We start from the raw sequence: 14,633 nt of genomic DNA, 5'->3' as shown, positions 1-14,633 counted from the left end.
CCCACCCCGTCGCGCGGTGTCCGCGAACGGTCACGGACACGGGACAAATTCGTGGCTGTCGGTCATCCGCGCTGCCTAGGATCGACGGATGACCGACACGGCGAGGACGGCCCGCACCGGCGTCCCCGAGCGTCCGACCCTGGACGGGCTCGAGGAGACCTGGGCGCGCCGCTGGCAGGAGGAGGGCACGTACACGTTCGACCGCGGGAAGCAGCGGTCCGACGTGTACGCGATCGACACGCCGCCGCCGACCGTATCGGGCGAGCTGCACATGGGACACGTCTTCTCGTACACGCACACCGACGTGGTGGCCCGGTTCCAGCGGATGCGCGGCCGGACGGTCTTCTACCCGATGGGCTGGGACGACAACGGCCTGCCCACCGAGCGCCGGGTGCAGAACGTGTACGGGGTGCGCTGCGACCCGACGCTGCCGTACGACCCGTCGTGGGTCCCGCCCGCCGCCGGGGTGGACGAGGCGGCCCGGAGGAACCCGACGCCGATCTCCCGGCGCAACTTCGTGGACCTCTGCGCGAAGCTGACCGCCGAGGACGAGCAGGTCTTCGAGACGGTGTGGCGGCGCGTCGGCCTCTCCGTCGACTGGTCCCTGACGTACACCACCATCGGGCGGGTCGCCCGGGCCACCAGTCAGCGGGCGTTCCTGCGGAACCTGGCCCGGGGCGAGGCGTACCAGGCGGAGGCGCCGACCCTCTGGGACGTCGGGTTCGCCACCGCGGTCGCCCAGGCCGAGCTGGAGGACCGGGAGCGGCCGGGGGCGTACCACCGGCTGCGCTTCGCCGGGCCGGGCGGGCGCGAGGTGCTGATCGACACCACCCGCCCGGAGCTGCTGCCGGCCTGCGTGGCGCTGGTCTGCCACCCCGACGACGAGCGCTACGCGGACCTGGTGGGCTCGACCGCGCGTACCCCGGTCTTCGGGGTGGAGGTGCCGGTGCGCGCGCACTCGCTGGCGGACCCGGCCAAGGGTACGGGCATCGCGATGGTCTGCACCTTCGGCGACCTGACCGACGTGACCTGGTGGCGGGACCTGGGCCTGGAGACCCGGGTGGTGATCGGCCGGGACGGCCGGCTGCTGCCCGAGCCGCCGGCCGGCGTGCCCGCGGAGCCCTACGCGGCGCTGGGCGGGCAGACCGTCAACGGCGCCCGGCGGACGCTGGTGCAGCTGCTGGCCGACGCGGGCGACCTGGTCGGCGAGCCGCGCGAGATCACCCACCCGGTGAAGTTCTACGAGCGCGGCGACCGGCCACTGGAGATCGTCTCCACCCGGCAGTGGTACCTGCGCAACGGCGGCCGGGACGAGCGCCTGCGGGCGGAGCTGCTGGCCCGCGGCGCGGAACTGCGCTGGCTGCCGGAGCACATGCGGCACCGGTACGACCACTGGGTGGGCGGGCTGACCGGCGACTGGCTGGTCAGCCGGCAACGCTTCTTCGGGGTGCCGGTGCCGGTGTGGTACCGGCTCGACGACGCTGGCGAGCCGGACTTCGCCCACCCTCTCACACCGGACGAGTCGATGCTGCCGATCGATCCGTCCAGTGACCCGCCGCCCGGATTCGACGAGTCGCAGCGTGGCCGGCCGGGTGGTTTCGTCGGCGACCCGGACGTGCTGGACACCTGGGCGACCTCGTCGCTCACCCCGCAGATCGTGGGCGGCTGGGAGACCGACCCGGACCTGTTCCGCCGGGTCTTCCCGATGGACCTGCGCCCGCAGGGCCACGACATCATCCGGACCTGGCTCTTCGCCACCGTGCTCCGCTCACACCTGGAATTCGGCGCGCTGCCCTGGCGGGACGTCGAACTCTCCGGCTGGATCCTCGACCCGGACCGCAAGAAGATGTCCAAGTCCAAGGGGAACGTGGTCACCCCGCTGGCCCTGCTGGAGCAGCACGGCTCCGACGCGGTCCGCTACTGGGCGGCCAACGGCCGGCCCGGCATGGACCTGGCCTTCGACACCGCGCAGCTCAAGGTGGGCCGCCGGCTCGCCACCAAGCTGCTCAACGCGTCGAAGTTCGCCCTCGGGCTGGGCGCCGCGGACGCCCTGCGCGCCCCGGCGATCACCCCGCTGGACACCGCCATGCTCGCCGAGCTCTCCGGCGTGGTCACCGCCGCCACCTCCGCCCTGGACTCCTACGACCACACGGCGGCGCTCCAGGCCACCGAGGCGTTCTTCTGGCGGTTCTGCGACGACTACATCGAACTGGTCAAGGAACGCGCCTACGGCACCGGGCCGGCGGCCGACTCGGCCCGGGCGGCCCTGGCCACCGCGCTCTCGGTGCAGCTGCGGCTCTTCGCCCCGGTCCTGCCGTACGTGACCGAGGAGGTCTGGTCCTGGTGGCGGTACGGCTCGGTGCACCGCGCGACGTGGCCCACCACCTACGAGGTGGGCCGGGCGATCCAGAGCCCCGGTGAGCCGGAGCTGCTGCGGCTGGCCGCCGACGCGCTGAGCCAGGTGCGCCGAGCCAAGTCGGAGCGGAAGCTCTCCATGAAGGCGGAGGTGCCGCTGGCCGAGGCGCTCGGCCCGGCGGAGCTGCTGGACCGGTTGACCCTGGTCGCCGACGACGTCAGGGCGGCCGGCCGGATCGCCAAGCTGGACCTGCTGCCCGACCGCACCCCGGAACTCGTCATCGCCTGCGCCTTCTGAGGAGTCAGCAGGCGCAGGCGGACGGGAGTACCCGTCGGCGACGACGGTCGCTGCGGGGTGGACGAGGGTATCGACGCGTGCGATGATCTCCGACCATCATTCACCACGTTGGATACGGGGATCATGCGCATTCGCACACTCATCGCCGGGCTCGCCGCCGGGCTGCTCGTCGTCCTCGGGGTGGCCGCCCCGGTCAGGGCGGCGACGGTCAACGCCAGCTACACCAATTGGACGTGGAACGTCGCCGGCTGGACCCTCCACCGAGGCGTCACCAACGACGGCCTCATCCCGGCCCTCGCCGACTCCATCCGGAACCGGGCCGCCGACTTCGCCGCACTCAACGAACTCTGCTGGGATCAGTACAAGGCCGTGCAGGCGAACCTGCTCGCTTCCGGCTGGCCCCAGGACGACAGCAACTTCGCCCGGTTCGAGACGCACAGCGACACCGCGTGCGGTGGCCAACCGTTCGGGCTCGCCATCTTCAGCCGGGCACCGCTCGGTGCCGCCAACCGCTACGCGCTGGCCGAGGACGGCACCACCGAGCGGCGCAAACTGCTCTGCGCGCCACTCGCCGCCCGCCCGCACCTGAGATTCTGCACGACACACATCACCCCGTCGAACGCGGTGATCAACGGCCGGAACATCAACGTGACCCAGCTGGACGAGGTGCGCAGCCGACTCGAGAGCTTCGCCGCCGCCGGTGACACCGTCCTCATCGCGGGTGACTTCAACGCGCAGCCGCACTACGGGCGGCTGAACCCCTGGTACTCGTCCAGCCTGAACACGCCGAACAACAGTGGCAACACCGGCAACTACCGGGAACTCGACGACACCGACGGCCGGTGCCCCGGATACGGCGAGACCACCGTCTACGACGGCAACACCGAGGGGCTCTGCAACCAGGGCAAGAAGATCGACCTGATCTTCGTCCGAGGTGACCGGATCGCCGGAACGTACAGCGGCGACTCTCTCGCCATTCCGACCACCTGTGGCGGTCCCTGCTCCGATCACCGGGTGGTCATCGGCACGGTCACCGTCTCCGTGACCACCTGACAGCCGCCTGACCGCGAGGCCCGGTGTGCCGGTGGCACACCGGGCCTCGCGGTGCCGGTCGCGGACCCGCCGCGCCCGACGGTCAGCTCGTCTCGCCGGCCATCGAGTAGGAGCGGAGCCGGTCGATCGCCAGCACGGTGAAGCCCACCGCCACCAGGCCGGTCAGCACGGCGGCGACCGGGACGGAGACGGTCGTCGACAGCAGCTCGGTGGGGGCCAGCCGGTCGGCGAGGGCGATCACCCACTGCTGGATCGACAGCACCCGGGTGCCGCTGACGAAGTTGCCGAGCAACCCCTCCCAGATCAGCACGTAGACCAGGCCGAGCAGGACCGGACGCCGGGTCACCAGGCTGAGCGCCAGGAACAGCGCCGAGTACGCCAGCGCGCCGAGCGCCGCGGCGGCGGCGAGCCCCAGGCCGAGGCGTACCGATTCGGCGAGCGCGCCCGCGACGAGCAGCGGCACGGCGACGGTGACCGCGGTGACCCCGGTCGCCACGGCGAGCTTCGGCAGCACGATCTGCCAGCGCGGCAGCGGCTTGGTCAGGATGTGCACCACGGTGCCGTCGTCGATCTCGGCGCCGAGCACGCCGGTGCCGATCACCAGCGCCACCACCGGCAGCACCACGGCCAGGCCGAGACCGACCAGTACCGGCGGCCCCCAGTCGGCCGCCGGCACCGCCAGCGCCCGGCAGAGCACGGCGAGCCCGACCAGCAGCAGCGGCAACGGGAGCAGCAGCAGGAACCGCCGGCGGCCGAAGAGCCCGCGTGCGGTGATCCAGGTAACGGTCGACATCAGGCCTCCACCAGGTAGGAGAAGACGCTCTCCAACGACTCGTCCTCGGGCAACAGTTGACGGACCCGGATGCCGTTGGTCAGCGCCAACTTCGGCAGCGCCCGGGTGAACGCCCCGTAGTCGCCGGCCTTCACGGTCAGGCCGGTCCGGTCCAGCTCGACGCCGGACACCGACGGCTCGGCCATCAGCGCCACGGCCAGCGCCCGGTCGTCGGTGGAGCGGACCAGGAAGACGTGCGGCCGGTTGGTCATCAACCGGCGGATGGTCCGGAAGTCGCCGGAGGCGGCGAGCCGGCCGGCGACCATCACCTGCACCGTGCCGGAGACCTGCTCGACCTCCTCCAGGATGTGCGAGCTGAACAGGATCGTCCGGCCGGCGTCGCCCAGGGAGTGCAGCAGCGCCATCATGTGCAGCCGCTGGCGCGGGTCCATCCCGTTGAACGGCTCGTCGAGCAGCAGCACCTGCGGGTCGTGCACCAGCGCCGCGGCGACCCGCGCACGCTGCCGCATGCCCTTGGAGTACGTCCCGATCCGCCGGTCCTGCGCGCCCTCCATCTCGACCAGGGCGATCGCCCGCCGGGCCGCCGCGGCCGGGTCGGGCAGCCGGTGCAGCTTCGCGCTGGCCAGCACGAACTCGTACGCGGTGAGGAAGGTGTGCACCGCCTCCCGCTCGCTGACCAGCCCGAGCCGCCGGTAGACCTCCGGGTTGCGCCAGGTCGACTCGCCGTCCAGGGTGACCGCGCCCCGGGACGGGGCGAGGAACCCGGCCATCATGTGCAGCAGGGTGGTCTTGCCGGCCCCGTTCGGGCCGAGCAGGCCGGTCACCCCGGGACCGAGCCGCATGGTGACGTCGTTGACCGCCACCACGTTGCCGTACCAGCGGGAGACGCCGGCGAGGTCGAGGGTGCTGGAGACGGCGACCGGCGGGGCGCCGGCGCTGAGCGTGGTCATCGGGCGGCCACCTTCCGGTATCGCAGCAGCAGCAGGGCGACGCAGCCGGCCACCAGCAGCACGGCGGCGAGGATGTAGACGGGGCCGAAGCCGCCGATCATCCGGTCGGCCTCCCCGGCGGGCACCAGCAGGTCGCCGAGGGTGAACATGCCGACGCCCTGCACCAGGGTGGACGGCGAGGCGAGCAGGGCCAGCTCGTTCACCGTCCGGGACGGCATGATCGACAGCGTGCCGACGATCGGGGTGGTCATCAGGAAGACCGCGACGATGCCACCGGCGGCGAACGCCCGCTTGCCGGTGAGGGAGGCGACCAGCAGGCCGATCGAGGCGAAGACCACCGCCCAGAGCCCGGCGTAGAGCAGCCCCGGCAGCAGGTCGAGCAGCTCGTCCCAGACGCCGCGCATCCCGTTGCCGGTGGTGAACGCGGCACCCAGGAACATCACCAGCTGCGGGCCGCCGAGCAGCAGCCAGAGCGCGGAGACCAGGGCCAGCAGCTTGGCCAGCGCGTAGTCGCCGCGCGGCAGCGGCCGGGAGAAGTACAGCGGCAGCACGCCGCTGCGCAGGTCACGGGAGACCAGCTCGGGGGCGGCCACCGCGACGAAGAAGATGACCAGCCAGCTCATCGCGTCGGCGAACTGGGCGTACGTCATCACCACCTGGCCGATCTGGGTGCGTACCGCGGTCACCCCGGCGGCCACCAGGGTGACGATCGCGACCACGAGCCAGGGGAAGATCTTCGCCTTGGCGCTGCGCCCGAACCCGAAGACGGTCCGCAGGCCGTGCAGGTAGAGCGCGCCGAAGACGTGCCGGCGGCCCAGCCGGGGGCCGGTGTAGCGCTGGTACCCGATGTCGTGGATGACGCCGGTCGGCTCAGACATGGCTGGGCTCCCTCGTGGCGAAGAGTTCGGCCACCCGGTGCCGGCGCTGGTCCAGCCGGTGCAGGGGCAGGTCCAGTTCGGCGACCGCGTTGAGGATCAGGTCGTACGTCGCCTCGTCGGCGAGCGGGACCAGCAGCATCCGGCCGTCCCGGGTCACCGGCAGGTGGAGCGCGCCGAGCCGGGTCGCCAGGTCGTCCGTACCCTCGCTGACCTCGATGGCGAGCACGTCGGTCGCGGAGGTCATCGCGTCGATCCGGTCGGCGCGCAGCAGCCGGCCGCCGTCGATGGCGACCAGCGTGTCGCAGATCCGCTCCACCTCGCCGAGCAGGTGCGAGCAGACCAGCACGGAGATGCCGAACTCGGTGCCGATCCGGTGGATCAGGGCGAGCATGGCGTCGCGTCCGGCCGGGTCGAGGCCGTTGGTGGGCTCGTCGAGCAGCAGCAGGTCCGGGTCGTGCACCAGGGCCTGGGCCAGCTTCACCCGCTGCTTCATGCCGGTGGAGTAGCCGCCGACGGCGCGGTGCCGCTCCTCGTGGAGGCCGACGTGGCGCAGCGCCTCGGAGGCCCGCTCGCGGGCCACCGTGCGGGGCAGGCCGCTGATCCGACCCAGGTGGGTGACGAGTTCGGCGGCGGAGAGGTCGGGCGGGAGCGCGTCGTGCTCGGGCATGTAGCCGACCCGGGCCCGGACCGCCCCCGGATCGGTGGTCGGGTCGAGGCCGAGCACGGAGACCCGTCCGCTGGTCGGCGCGAGCAGACCCAGCAGAATCTTGATCAGAGTGGACTTGCCGGCGCCGTTGGCGCCGACCAGGCCGATGATCCCCGGCTCGACCTCGACGGTGAGGTCGGCCAACGCGGTGACCCGGCCTCCGTACGTCTTGGTCAGCGACTCGGTCGCTATCAGTGTCACGAGTCACAGCGTAGGAAGTGGACGCACCCGTACGCATCAGGCACGCCCCTGATGTCGCCAGTAGGGGTAAGAAGTTCGTAAGGCCGCCGGTGCGGTGCCCCGAGCCGGCGGCCCGGGAGACTGGACGGGTGATCTCCCGTCTGCTTCGCACCCCGCTGACCTGGGCCGCCGTCGCCGTCCTCGGCGCCGGAGCGGCCCTCGGGCTCTACTGGTTCCAGCCGTGGAAGGCGGTGACGGACACCCGGGTCAGCGAGGAGCTGACCGAGGTGGACGGCGACCCCAGCCCGTCGACCGGCGTCCCGACGCCGACGGCGACGGCTGCGGCGCCGGCCGGACCCACGTTGGTCAGCCGGGGCGACTTCGTCACCCACGAGCACGACACCTCCGGCGCCGCCCGGATCGTCCGGGGCGCCGACGGCGGACACCGGCTGGAGCTGGTCGGGCTGGACACCTCCAACGGTCCCGACCTGCGGGTCTGGCTGACCGACCAGCCGGTCCGCACCGGCCGGGCCGGCTGGGGCGTCTTCGACGACGGCCGGTGGGTGGAGCTGGGCCGGCTGAAGGGCAACCGCGGCGACCAGGCGTACGCCGTCCCGGCCGGCACCGACCTGACCGGCCTGACCAGCGTCTCGATCTGGTGCAAGCGGTTCTCGGTGTCGTTCGGGGCCGCCCCGCTGACCCCGGTCGGCTGACCCCGCGCCAAGCTCGACCGACCGGAGTGGAGTGGCGCTCTCGACCGATCGCCGGTCGACTGAGAAACTGTGTGCCGGTCGGCGAGTGAGGGGTGCGGATGAGCAACGGCTGGGTGCTGCCCGACGAGGTGCTTCGGGACGCTCCGGCGTACCTGCCGCGCCTGGGGGAACTGGCCGATCTGGAGCTGCTGCTGACCGGGGCGTACGCCCCGTTGACCGGCTTCATGACCCGGGCCGACCTGGTTTCGCTGCAGCGCCGGGGCCGGCTGGCCGACGGCACGCCGTGGCCGGTGCCGGTGACCCTCCAGGTGCCGGCCGCGCTGGCCGAGAAGCTCGATCCGGCGGATCCGCTGCGCCGGGCCCTGGTGCTGACCGACGGCGAGGGCGCCCCGGTGGCCGCGCTGGAGGTCACCGACGTCTGGACGGCCCGCGAGGGCGTGGCCGGGGTGGGTGGCACGGTACGCCGGCTCGGTGACGGCGGGCACGGCCCGTTCCAGCGGCTGCGCCGCACCCCGGAGGAGGTCCGGGCGCTGCTGCCCCCGGGCCGGGTGCTCGGGGTGATCGCCGACCGGCCGCTGCACCGCCCGCAGCTGGCGCAGATCGCGCACGCCGCCCGTACCCTCGCCGCCCACCTGCTGGTGATGATCCCGGTCGGCGCGGACGGCGTCGGCGCGCTGCCGCCGGAGGCGCTGGTGCGCAGCGTCTTCGCGGCCCGCGACCGGATGCCCCCGGCCACCCTGATCGTGGTGCCGATGCCCCGCGGCCGGGACGACATCGGCGACGCGCTGCTGCGCGCCCGGATCTCCGCCGCGTACGGGGTGACCCACCTGCTCTCCACCGACGGCATGCTCTCCGGTGCCGGGCTGCGGGTGCTGGTGCCGCGCGAGCTGGCCTACGACAACCGGGACGGGCAGTGGCGCTGGCGGGAGGACATCCCGCCGCGCAACCGGCGGCTGGCGCTGAGCCAGGAGGAGATCGACGACCTGCTCGACCGGGGCTTCCCGCTGCCCGAGTGGCACACCCCACCGGCGGTGGCCAAGGAGCTGACCCGGGCCCGGCCGCCGCGCCGGTACCGGGGCCTGGTGGTCTTCCTGACCGGCCTCTCCGGCTCCGGCAAGTCCACCATCGCCCGGGGGCTGGCGGACGCGCTGCGTGAGCAGGGCGACCGGACGGTGACCCTGCTCGACGGCGACGTGGTGCGCCGGGAGCTCTCCGCCGGGCTGGGCTTCAGCCGGGCCGACCGGGACGCCAACGTCCGCCGGATCGGCTGGGTCGCGGCGGAGATCGCCCGGCACCGCGGGGTCGGCATCTGCTGCCCGATCGCGCCGTACGCCCAGGCGCGGGCGGCGGCCCGGGAGATGGCGCTGGCGGCGGGGGCCGGGTTCCTGCTGGTCCACGTGGCGACCCCGCTGGAGGTCTGCGAGCGGCGCGACCGCAAGGGCCTGTACGCGCGGGCCCGAGCCGGCCTGCTCACCGGGATGACCGGCATCGACGACCCGTACGAGGAGCCGACCGACGCCGAGCTGGTGATCGACACCTCGGAGCTGAGCGTCGACGAGGCGGTCCAGTCGGTGATGCACCACCTGACTGAGACCGGTTGGGTGGAGCCGCGGCTGCAGTCGGCCTGATCTCCCCTGCCAGGGGGTTCCTTCCGTTGATGACTCCTGCGCGCTAGTGTTCATTCTTGTTGGAACACGTTTGACCGCGTGAGAGTGCGCGGGGGCGGCCGGAGGGGTGGAGCGGATGCTGGCACGGCAACGGCAGGATGCCATCCTCGACCGGGTCCGCGCGGCCGGCGGCGTACGGGTCACCGACCTCGCCGCCGCGTTCGGCGTCTCCGACATGACCATCCGGCGTGACCTGGAGACGCTGCACGAGCAGGGCCTGCTGGCCAAGGTGCACGGCGGCGCGACGCTCGCCGGCCCGGGCTCCACCGACGAGCCGGGCTTCCACGCCAAGTCCGTCCGCCAGTCCGTTGAGAAGGCCGCCATCGCCGCCCGGGCCGCCGAACTGGTCCGCCCCGGCGCCGCGATCGCCCTCTCCGCCGGCACCACCACCGCCGAGCTGGCCCGCCGGCTGGTCGACGTGCCGGGCCTGACCGTGGTGACCAACTCCCTGCCGGTGGCCGAGATCCTGCACGCCGGCGGGCGCCCCGACCAGACCGTGGTGCTGACCGGCGGGGTGCGCACCCCGTCCGACGCGCTGGTCGGGCCGCTGGCGGTCGAGGCGATCCGCTCGCTCCACCTGGACCTGCTCTTCCTCGGCGTGCACGGCATCACCGAACGGGCCGGCTTCACCACGCCCAACCTGATGGAGGCGGAGACCGACCGGGCGCTGGTCGCCGCCGCCGACGGGCTGGTCGTGCTGGCCGACCACACCAAGTGGGGCACCGTCGGCATCTCCTCGATCGTCGGGCTCGCCGCGGCGGACGTGCTGATCACCGACGACCGGTTGGCACCCGAGGCGTGCCGGACACTCGACGAGAAGGTGGGCGAGCTGGTGATCGTGCCGAGCACGGGCCGGACGACCACGGAAGGGACGACGCAGTGAAGCGTACGGCGATGGAGCTGGCGGACGGCCGCGAGCTGATCTACTTCGACGAGCGGGACGACGCGGTCCGGGATCAGCCCGACCGCCGCGAGCTGCCCCCTCCCCCGCACGCCTCCCAGCTGCGGTACGACCCGCTGACCGACGAGTGGGTGGCGGTCGCCGTGCACCGGCAGACCCGCATCTTCCTCCCGCCGGCGGACCAGTGCCCGCTCTGCCCGTCGCGCGGCGACCGGCTCAGTGAGATCCCCGCGCCGGACTACGACGTGGCCGTCTTCGAGAACCGCTTCCCCTCGCTGAGCCAGCGGATCACCGAGGAGCCGGCCGAGATCACCCCGTTCACGCCGGTCCGGCCGGGGCAGGGACGCTGCGAGGTGGTCTGCTTCACCGACGACCACAACGCCGCGTTCGCCAGCCTCTCCCCGGCGCGGGTCCGGCTGGTGCTGGAGGCGCTCGCCGACCGCACCACGGCGCTCTCCGAGCTGCCCGGGGTCGAGCAGATCTTCCCGTTCGAGAACCGGGGCGTGGAGATCGGGGTGACCCTGCACCACCCGCACGGGCAGATCTACGCGTACCCGTTCGTCACGCCGCGGACCCGGTCGTTGCTGGCCGCGGCGCGCCGGCACGCCGAGCGCACCGGCGGCGGCAACCTCTACGCCGACGTGCTCGCCGCGGAGCGCGCCGCCGGGGAGCGCGTGGTCGCCTCGAACGAGCACTGGACGGCGTACGTCCCGGCGGCGGCCCGCTGGCCGTTCGAGGTGCACGTGGCGCCGCACCGGCCGGTGCCGGACATCCCGGCGCTCGACGACGCCGAGCGGGACGCCTTCGGCCCGCTCTACCTGGACGTGCTGCGCCGCTTCGACGCGCTCTTCGACATGCCCATGCCGTACATCGCGGCCTGGCACCAGGCGCCGGTGCGGATCGACCGGGAGCTGGGCCACCTGCACCTGCAGCTGTTCAGCATCCGGCGGGCGAAGGACAAGCTGAAGTACCTGGCCGGCTCGGAGTCCGGCATGGGCGTCTTCATCAACGACATCGCCCCGGAGCGGGCGGCGGAACTGCTCCGCGCCGCCTGACCCTGGGCGGAGGGCGGAACGTCGCGCCCGGAAACAGGGCGCGGGGGGCCCGGGACAGGGCCCCCCGCAGGGAAGGGACGGCTGGCTGTGCACGACAGCCGGGAAGGCTGGCTGGTCGGCACTCTTGCCGCGAGGCGACCGAAGTCAACCCTCCGGGACGCGACTGGCATCACGTCCACCCGCTTCAACGACCCACCTCCCCGGCGGTGACGCCGGGGGGATCCCCGCCCACCGTTCGCGGCGTGTCGCGCCATCCCCTCGCCCGGACACCGCGACCCGCCGGGTTCCGGGTACGACGGAGCCCGCCGGCGGACGCCGGCGGGCTCGGTCGGTGAAGCGGTACGGCGATCAGGCGCCGAGCTTGCGCGCCAGGTTCTCGTCCAGGGCGCCCATGAACTCGTCGGTGGTCAGCCACGGGGCGTCGCGCGAGATGAGCAGCGCGAGGTCCTTGGTCATCTGGCCGCCCTCGACGGTCTCGACGCAGACCCGCTCCAGGGTCTCGGCGAACTCGGTGACCGCCGGGGTGCCGTCCAGCTTGCCCCGGTGGGCCAGGCCACGGGTCCAGGCGAAGATCGACGCGATCGGGTTGGTCGACGTCTTCTCGCCCTTCTGCCACTGCCGGTAGTGCCGGGTGACGGTGCCGTGGGCGGCCTCGGCCTCGACGGTGCGGCCGTCCGGGGAGAGCAGCACCGAGGTCATCAGGCCGAGCGAGCCGAAGCCCTGCGCGACGGTGTCGGACTGCACGTCGCCGTCGTAGTTCTTGCAGGCCCAGACGTAGCCGCCCTCCCACTTGAGCGCGGCGGCGACCATGTCGTCGATCAGCCGGTGCTCGTAGGTGATGCCGGCGGCCTCGAACTCGGACTTGAACTCGTTCTCGAACACCTCGGCGAAGATGTCCTTGAACCGGCCGTCGTACGCCTTGAGGATGGTGTTCTTGGTCGACAGGTAGACCGGGTAGTTGCGGTCCAGGCCGTACCGGAACGAGGCGCGGGCGAAGTCCCGGATCGACTCGTCGAAGTTGTACATGCCCATGGCGATGCCGCCGCCGGAGAAGTTGGCGACCTCCATCTCCATCGGGGCGGAGCCGTCGGCCGGGGTGTAGGTGACGGTCACCTTGCCCGGGCCGGGGACGACGAAGTCGGTGGCCTTGTACTGGTCACCGTGGGCGTGCCGGCCGATGATGATCGGCTTGGTCCAACCGGGGACGAGCCGCGGCACGTTGGACATGATGATCGGCTCACGGAAGACGACGCCGCCGAGGATGTTGCGGATGGTGCCGTTCGGCGACCGCCACATCTTCTTCAGGCCGAACTCCTCGACCCGGGCCTCGTCCGGGGTGATGGTCGCGCATTTGACGCCGACGCCGTGCTGCTTGATGGCGTTGGCGGCGTCGACGGTGACCTGGTCGTCGGTCTCGTCGCGGTGCTGGATCGACAGGTCGTAGTAGTGGAGGTCGACGTCGAGGTAGGGCAGGATCAGCTGCTCCCGGATCTGCTTCCAGATGATCCGGGTCATCTCGTCGCCGTCGAGCTCCACGACCGGGTTGTTTACCTTGATCTTCGCCATCGGCCGGCGCTCCTCTCGGGGGACACGTGCTCAAGCAGTACGAGCGTACTGGAAACTCGCCGGCGGCCCCCAGCCGGCCTCGGTCGAGGCGGATAACCGGATGCCCGGCGCGGGGATCACTGGCACCATCGCCCGATGCCACTGAGCCGTAACCTCGGGTCTATCACGGTCACCGCACTCACCGACGGCGAGGGGCCGTTCTTCCAACCCCGCACCGAGGCGTTCCCGGACGCCACCGAGGCGCACTGGCGGGAGGCCGACCGGCGCGACCCGGCGTCGGTCACCGAGGACGGGCAGTGGTGGCTGCCGTTCCGCAGCTTCGCGCTCCGTGCCGGGAACGGGTTGGTGACCCTCGTCGACGCCGGCATCGGCCCGGCCGGCTCTCCCGCCGCGAGCTGGGCCCCGGTGCCGGGACGGCTCCCCGCCGAACTAGCCGCCGCCGGCATCGACCCGGCCGACGTCGGCACCGTGGTCCTCACCCACCTGCACAGCGACCACATCGGCTGGGCGGTGACCGGCACGCCCGGCCGGCCGTACTTCCCGAACGCCGACTACCTGGTGCAGCGCGCCGAACTGGACGCGATGGAGACCATCAACCCGGGACTACCGGCCGGCCTGGTCGCGCCGTTGCGCGCCGCCGGCCGGCTCCGGGTGGTCGACGGCGACACCCCGCTCACCCCGGGGGTACGCCTGCTGAGCACCCCGGGGCACACCCCCGGCCACCAGTCGGTGCTGGTCGACGCCGGCGACGAACGGCTCCTGCTCACCGGCGACCTGCTGGTGCACGCCGTGCAGCTGGTCGACCCCACCCTCGCCTACGCCCACGAGGAGGACCCGGTGACCGCCCGCACCTCCCCTACCACCCTCCTGCACACCCTCGCCACAACCCCCGGCCCCACCCACCTGGCCACCCCCCACCTGGGCACCCCCTTCACCCCCCTCTGACCCCCGCGCCCCCGCATGCCCTCCCCTCCCGCACCCCCTCCCGCACCCCCTCCCCTCGCGCACCCCCTCCCCTCGCGCACCCCGCGCCCTCGCGCACCCCGACACCCTCGCGCCCCCTGCCAGCGCGCGCACTGGGCGCACCGCGCACCTTCGGGTTGATCAAGAAGTTTGCGTCGCCCCAGGCGCCGTTTCCGACGCAAACTTCTTGATCAACGCTGGGAGCGGTCCGGGCATCCGCAAGATCGTGCTCGTTCCAGGAAGTAGTGGGCTCCCCGACGACAGGAGGCCACTACTTCCATGTTCGAGCGTGATCTTCGCGCCCCGCGCCGCGCCCCCGGCACCGCGCCCGCGCCCCCGCGACCGGGCCCCGCGCCCTCGCGCCCCCGCGACCGGGCCCCGCCCCCACGACCGGGCCCCGCCCCCACGACCGGGCCCGCGCCCTCGCGCCCCGCGACCGGGCCCGCGCGCCCGCGACCGGGCCCCCGCCCTCGCGCGCCCGCGACCGGGCCCCGCGCCCCCGCGCCGCGCGCCCGCGCCCCACGGGAAAGCGGAAGGGGGCACGCCGGGTGTGCC

Annotated in this window: 12 protein-coding genes; 7 read left to right on the top strand and 5 right to left on the bottom strand. The window is 72.9% G+C overall.

Annotated features, from left to right (window positions below):
- Window positions 1-88: 88 nt before the first annotated feature.
- Entirely contained in the window at window positions 89-2,653 is a 2,565-nt protein-coding gene (gene valS / locus AC5L3Z_RS02015; protein WP_494839016.1) for a valine--tRNA ligase, read from the top strand.
- A 123-nt stretch (window positions 2,654-2,776) separates the two neighbouring features.
- On the top strand, window positions 2,777-3,706 hold the full coding sequence (locus AC5L3Z_RS02010) for an endonuclease/exonuclease/phosphatase family protein (RefSeq protein WP_494839015.1): 930 nt from the start codon (window positions 2,777-2,779) through the stop codon (window positions 3,704-3,706).
- Window positions 3,707-3,788: 82 nt separating this feature from the next.
- Here AC5L3Z_RS02010 and AC5L3Z_RS02005 read toward each other — a convergent pair whose 3' ends face one another.
- The 4 genes from AC5L3Z_RS02005 to AC5L3Z_RS01990 are packed head-to-tail and all read right to left on the bottom strand — an operon-like array spanning window position 3,789 to window position 7,234.
- A complete protein-coding gene (locus AC5L3Z_RS02005) occupies window positions 3,789-4,499 on the bottom strand; it encodes an ABC transporter permease subunit (protein ID WP_494839013.1) in 711 nt (236 codons plus the stop codon).
- On the bottom strand, window positions 4,499-5,449 hold the full coding sequence (locus AC5L3Z_RS02000; protein WP_334534134.1) for an ABC transporter ATP-binding protein: 951 nt from the start codon (window positions 5,447-5,449) through the stop codon (window positions 4,499-4,501). The genes AC5L3Z_RS02005 and AC5L3Z_RS02000 overlap by 1 nt, the downstream gene beginning before the upstream one ends.
- Complete coding sequence (locus tag AC5L3Z_RS01995; protein WP_494839012.1) at window positions 5,446-6,327, bottom strand: ABC transporter permease; 882 nt, start codon at window positions 6,325-6,327, stop codon at window positions 5,446-5,448. The genes AC5L3Z_RS02000 and AC5L3Z_RS01995 overlap by 4 nt, the downstream gene beginning before the upstream one ends.
- Window positions 6,320-7,234, bottom strand: a complete 915-nt coding sequence (locus AC5L3Z_RS01990) for an ABC transporter ATP-binding protein (RefSeq protein WP_494839010.1) — start codon at window positions 7,232-7,234, stop codon at window positions 6,320-6,322. The genes AC5L3Z_RS01995 and AC5L3Z_RS01990 overlap by 8 nt, the downstream gene beginning before the upstream one ends.
- A gap of 128 nt (window positions 7,235-7,362) precedes the next feature.
- On the opposite strand from AC5L3Z_RS01990, the gene AC5L3Z_RS01985 reads away from it, so the two are divergent.
- The 4 genes from AC5L3Z_RS01985 (at window position 7,363) to galT (ending at window position 11,549) form a co-directional block, all read left to right on the top strand.
- Window positions 7,363-7,926: a DM13 domain-containing protein gene (locus AC5L3Z_RS01985; RefSeq protein ID WP_494839009.1), complete on the top strand. Its 564-nt coding sequence runs from the start codon at window positions 7,363-7,365 to the stop codon at window positions 7,924-7,926.
- A gap of 98 nt (window positions 7,927-8,024) precedes the next feature.
- Complete coding sequence (gene cysC, locus AC5L3Z_RS01980) at window positions 8,025-9,554, top strand: adenylyl-sulfate kinase (protein WP_494839008.1); 1,530 nt, start codon at window positions 8,025-8,027, stop codon at window positions 9,552-9,554.
- Between the two features lie 115 nt (window positions 9,555-9,669).
- Complete coding sequence (locus AC5L3Z_RS01975; protein ID WP_494839007.1) at window positions 9,670-10,476, top strand: DeoR/GlpR family DNA-binding transcription regulator; 807 nt, start codon at window positions 9,670-9,672, stop codon at window positions 10,474-10,476.
- Entirely contained in the window at window positions 10,473-11,549 is a 1,077-nt protein-coding gene (galT, locus tag AC5L3Z_RS01970) for a galactose-1-phosphate uridylyltransferase (protein WP_334614836.1), read from the top strand. Before AC5L3Z_RS01975 ends, galT begins: the two co-directional genes overlap by 4 nt.
- A gap of 348 nt (window positions 11,550-11,897) precedes the next feature.
- On the opposite strand, the gene AC5L3Z_RS01965 is transcribed toward galT, so the two are convergent.
- A complete protein-coding gene (locus tag AC5L3Z_RS01965) occupies window positions 11,898-13,115 on the bottom strand; it encodes an NADP-dependent isocitrate dehydrogenase (RefSeq protein WP_494839006.1) in 1,218 nt (405 codons plus the stop codon).
- 135 nt (window positions 13,116-13,250) lie between these two features.
- Here AC5L3Z_RS01965 and AC5L3Z_RS01960 point away from each other — a divergent pair, with 135 nt between their 5' ends.
- Window positions 13,251-14,060, top strand: a complete 810-nt coding sequence (locus AC5L3Z_RS01960) for an MBL fold metallo-hydrolase (RefSeq protein WP_494839005.1) — start codon at window positions 13,251-13,253, stop codon at window positions 14,058-14,060.
- The last annotated feature ends 573 nt before the right edge of the window (window positions 14,061-14,633 follow it).

This window comes from Micromonospora sp. LZ37 (genome assembly GCF_059359015.1).
The sequence above is the reverse complement of the archived record's forward strand: the minus strand, read 5'-3'. Positions and strand labels throughout refer to the sequence as shown.

What these genes read in the sequence shown, in the direction of transcription:
- valS (WP_494839016.1), top strand. Translation starts at nt 89, where the DNA reads ATGACCGACACGGCGAGGACGGCCCGCACCGGCGTCCCCGAGCGTCCG.
- AC5L3Z_RS02010 (WP_494839015.1), top strand. Translation starts at nt 2,777, where the DNA reads ATGCGCATTCGCACACTCATCGCCGGGCTCGCCGCCGGGCTGCTCGTC.
- AC5L3Z_RS02005 (WP_494839013.1), bottom strand. Translation starts at nt 4,499, where the DNA reads ATGTCGACCGTTACCTGGATCACCGCACGCGGGCTCTTCGGCCGCCGG.
- AC5L3Z_RS02000 (WP_334534134.1), bottom strand. Translation starts at nt 5,449, where the DNA reads ATGACCACGCTCAGCGCCGGCGCCCCGCCGGTCGCCGTCTCCAGCACC.
- AC5L3Z_RS01995 (WP_494839012.1), bottom strand. Translation starts at nt 6,327, where the DNA reads ATGTCTGAGCCGACCGGCGTCATCCACGACATCGGGTACCAGCGCTAC.
- cysC (WP_494839008.1), top strand. Translation starts at nt 8,025, where the DNA reads ATGAGCAACGGCTGGGTGCTGCCCGACGAGGTGCTTCGGGACGCTCCG.
- AC5L3Z_RS01975 (WP_494839007.1), top strand. Translation starts at nt 9,670, where the DNA reads ATGCTGGCACGGCAACGGCAGGATGCCATCCTCGACCGGGTCCGCGCG.
- AC5L3Z_RS01965 (WP_494839006.1), bottom strand. Translation starts at nt 13,115, where the DNA reads ATGGCGAAGATCAAGGTAAACAACCCGGTCGTGGAGCTCGACGGCGAC.
- AC5L3Z_RS01960 (WP_494839005.1), top strand. Translation starts at nt 13,251, where the DNA reads ATGCCACTGAGCCGTAACCTCGGGTCTATCACGGTCACCGCACTCACC.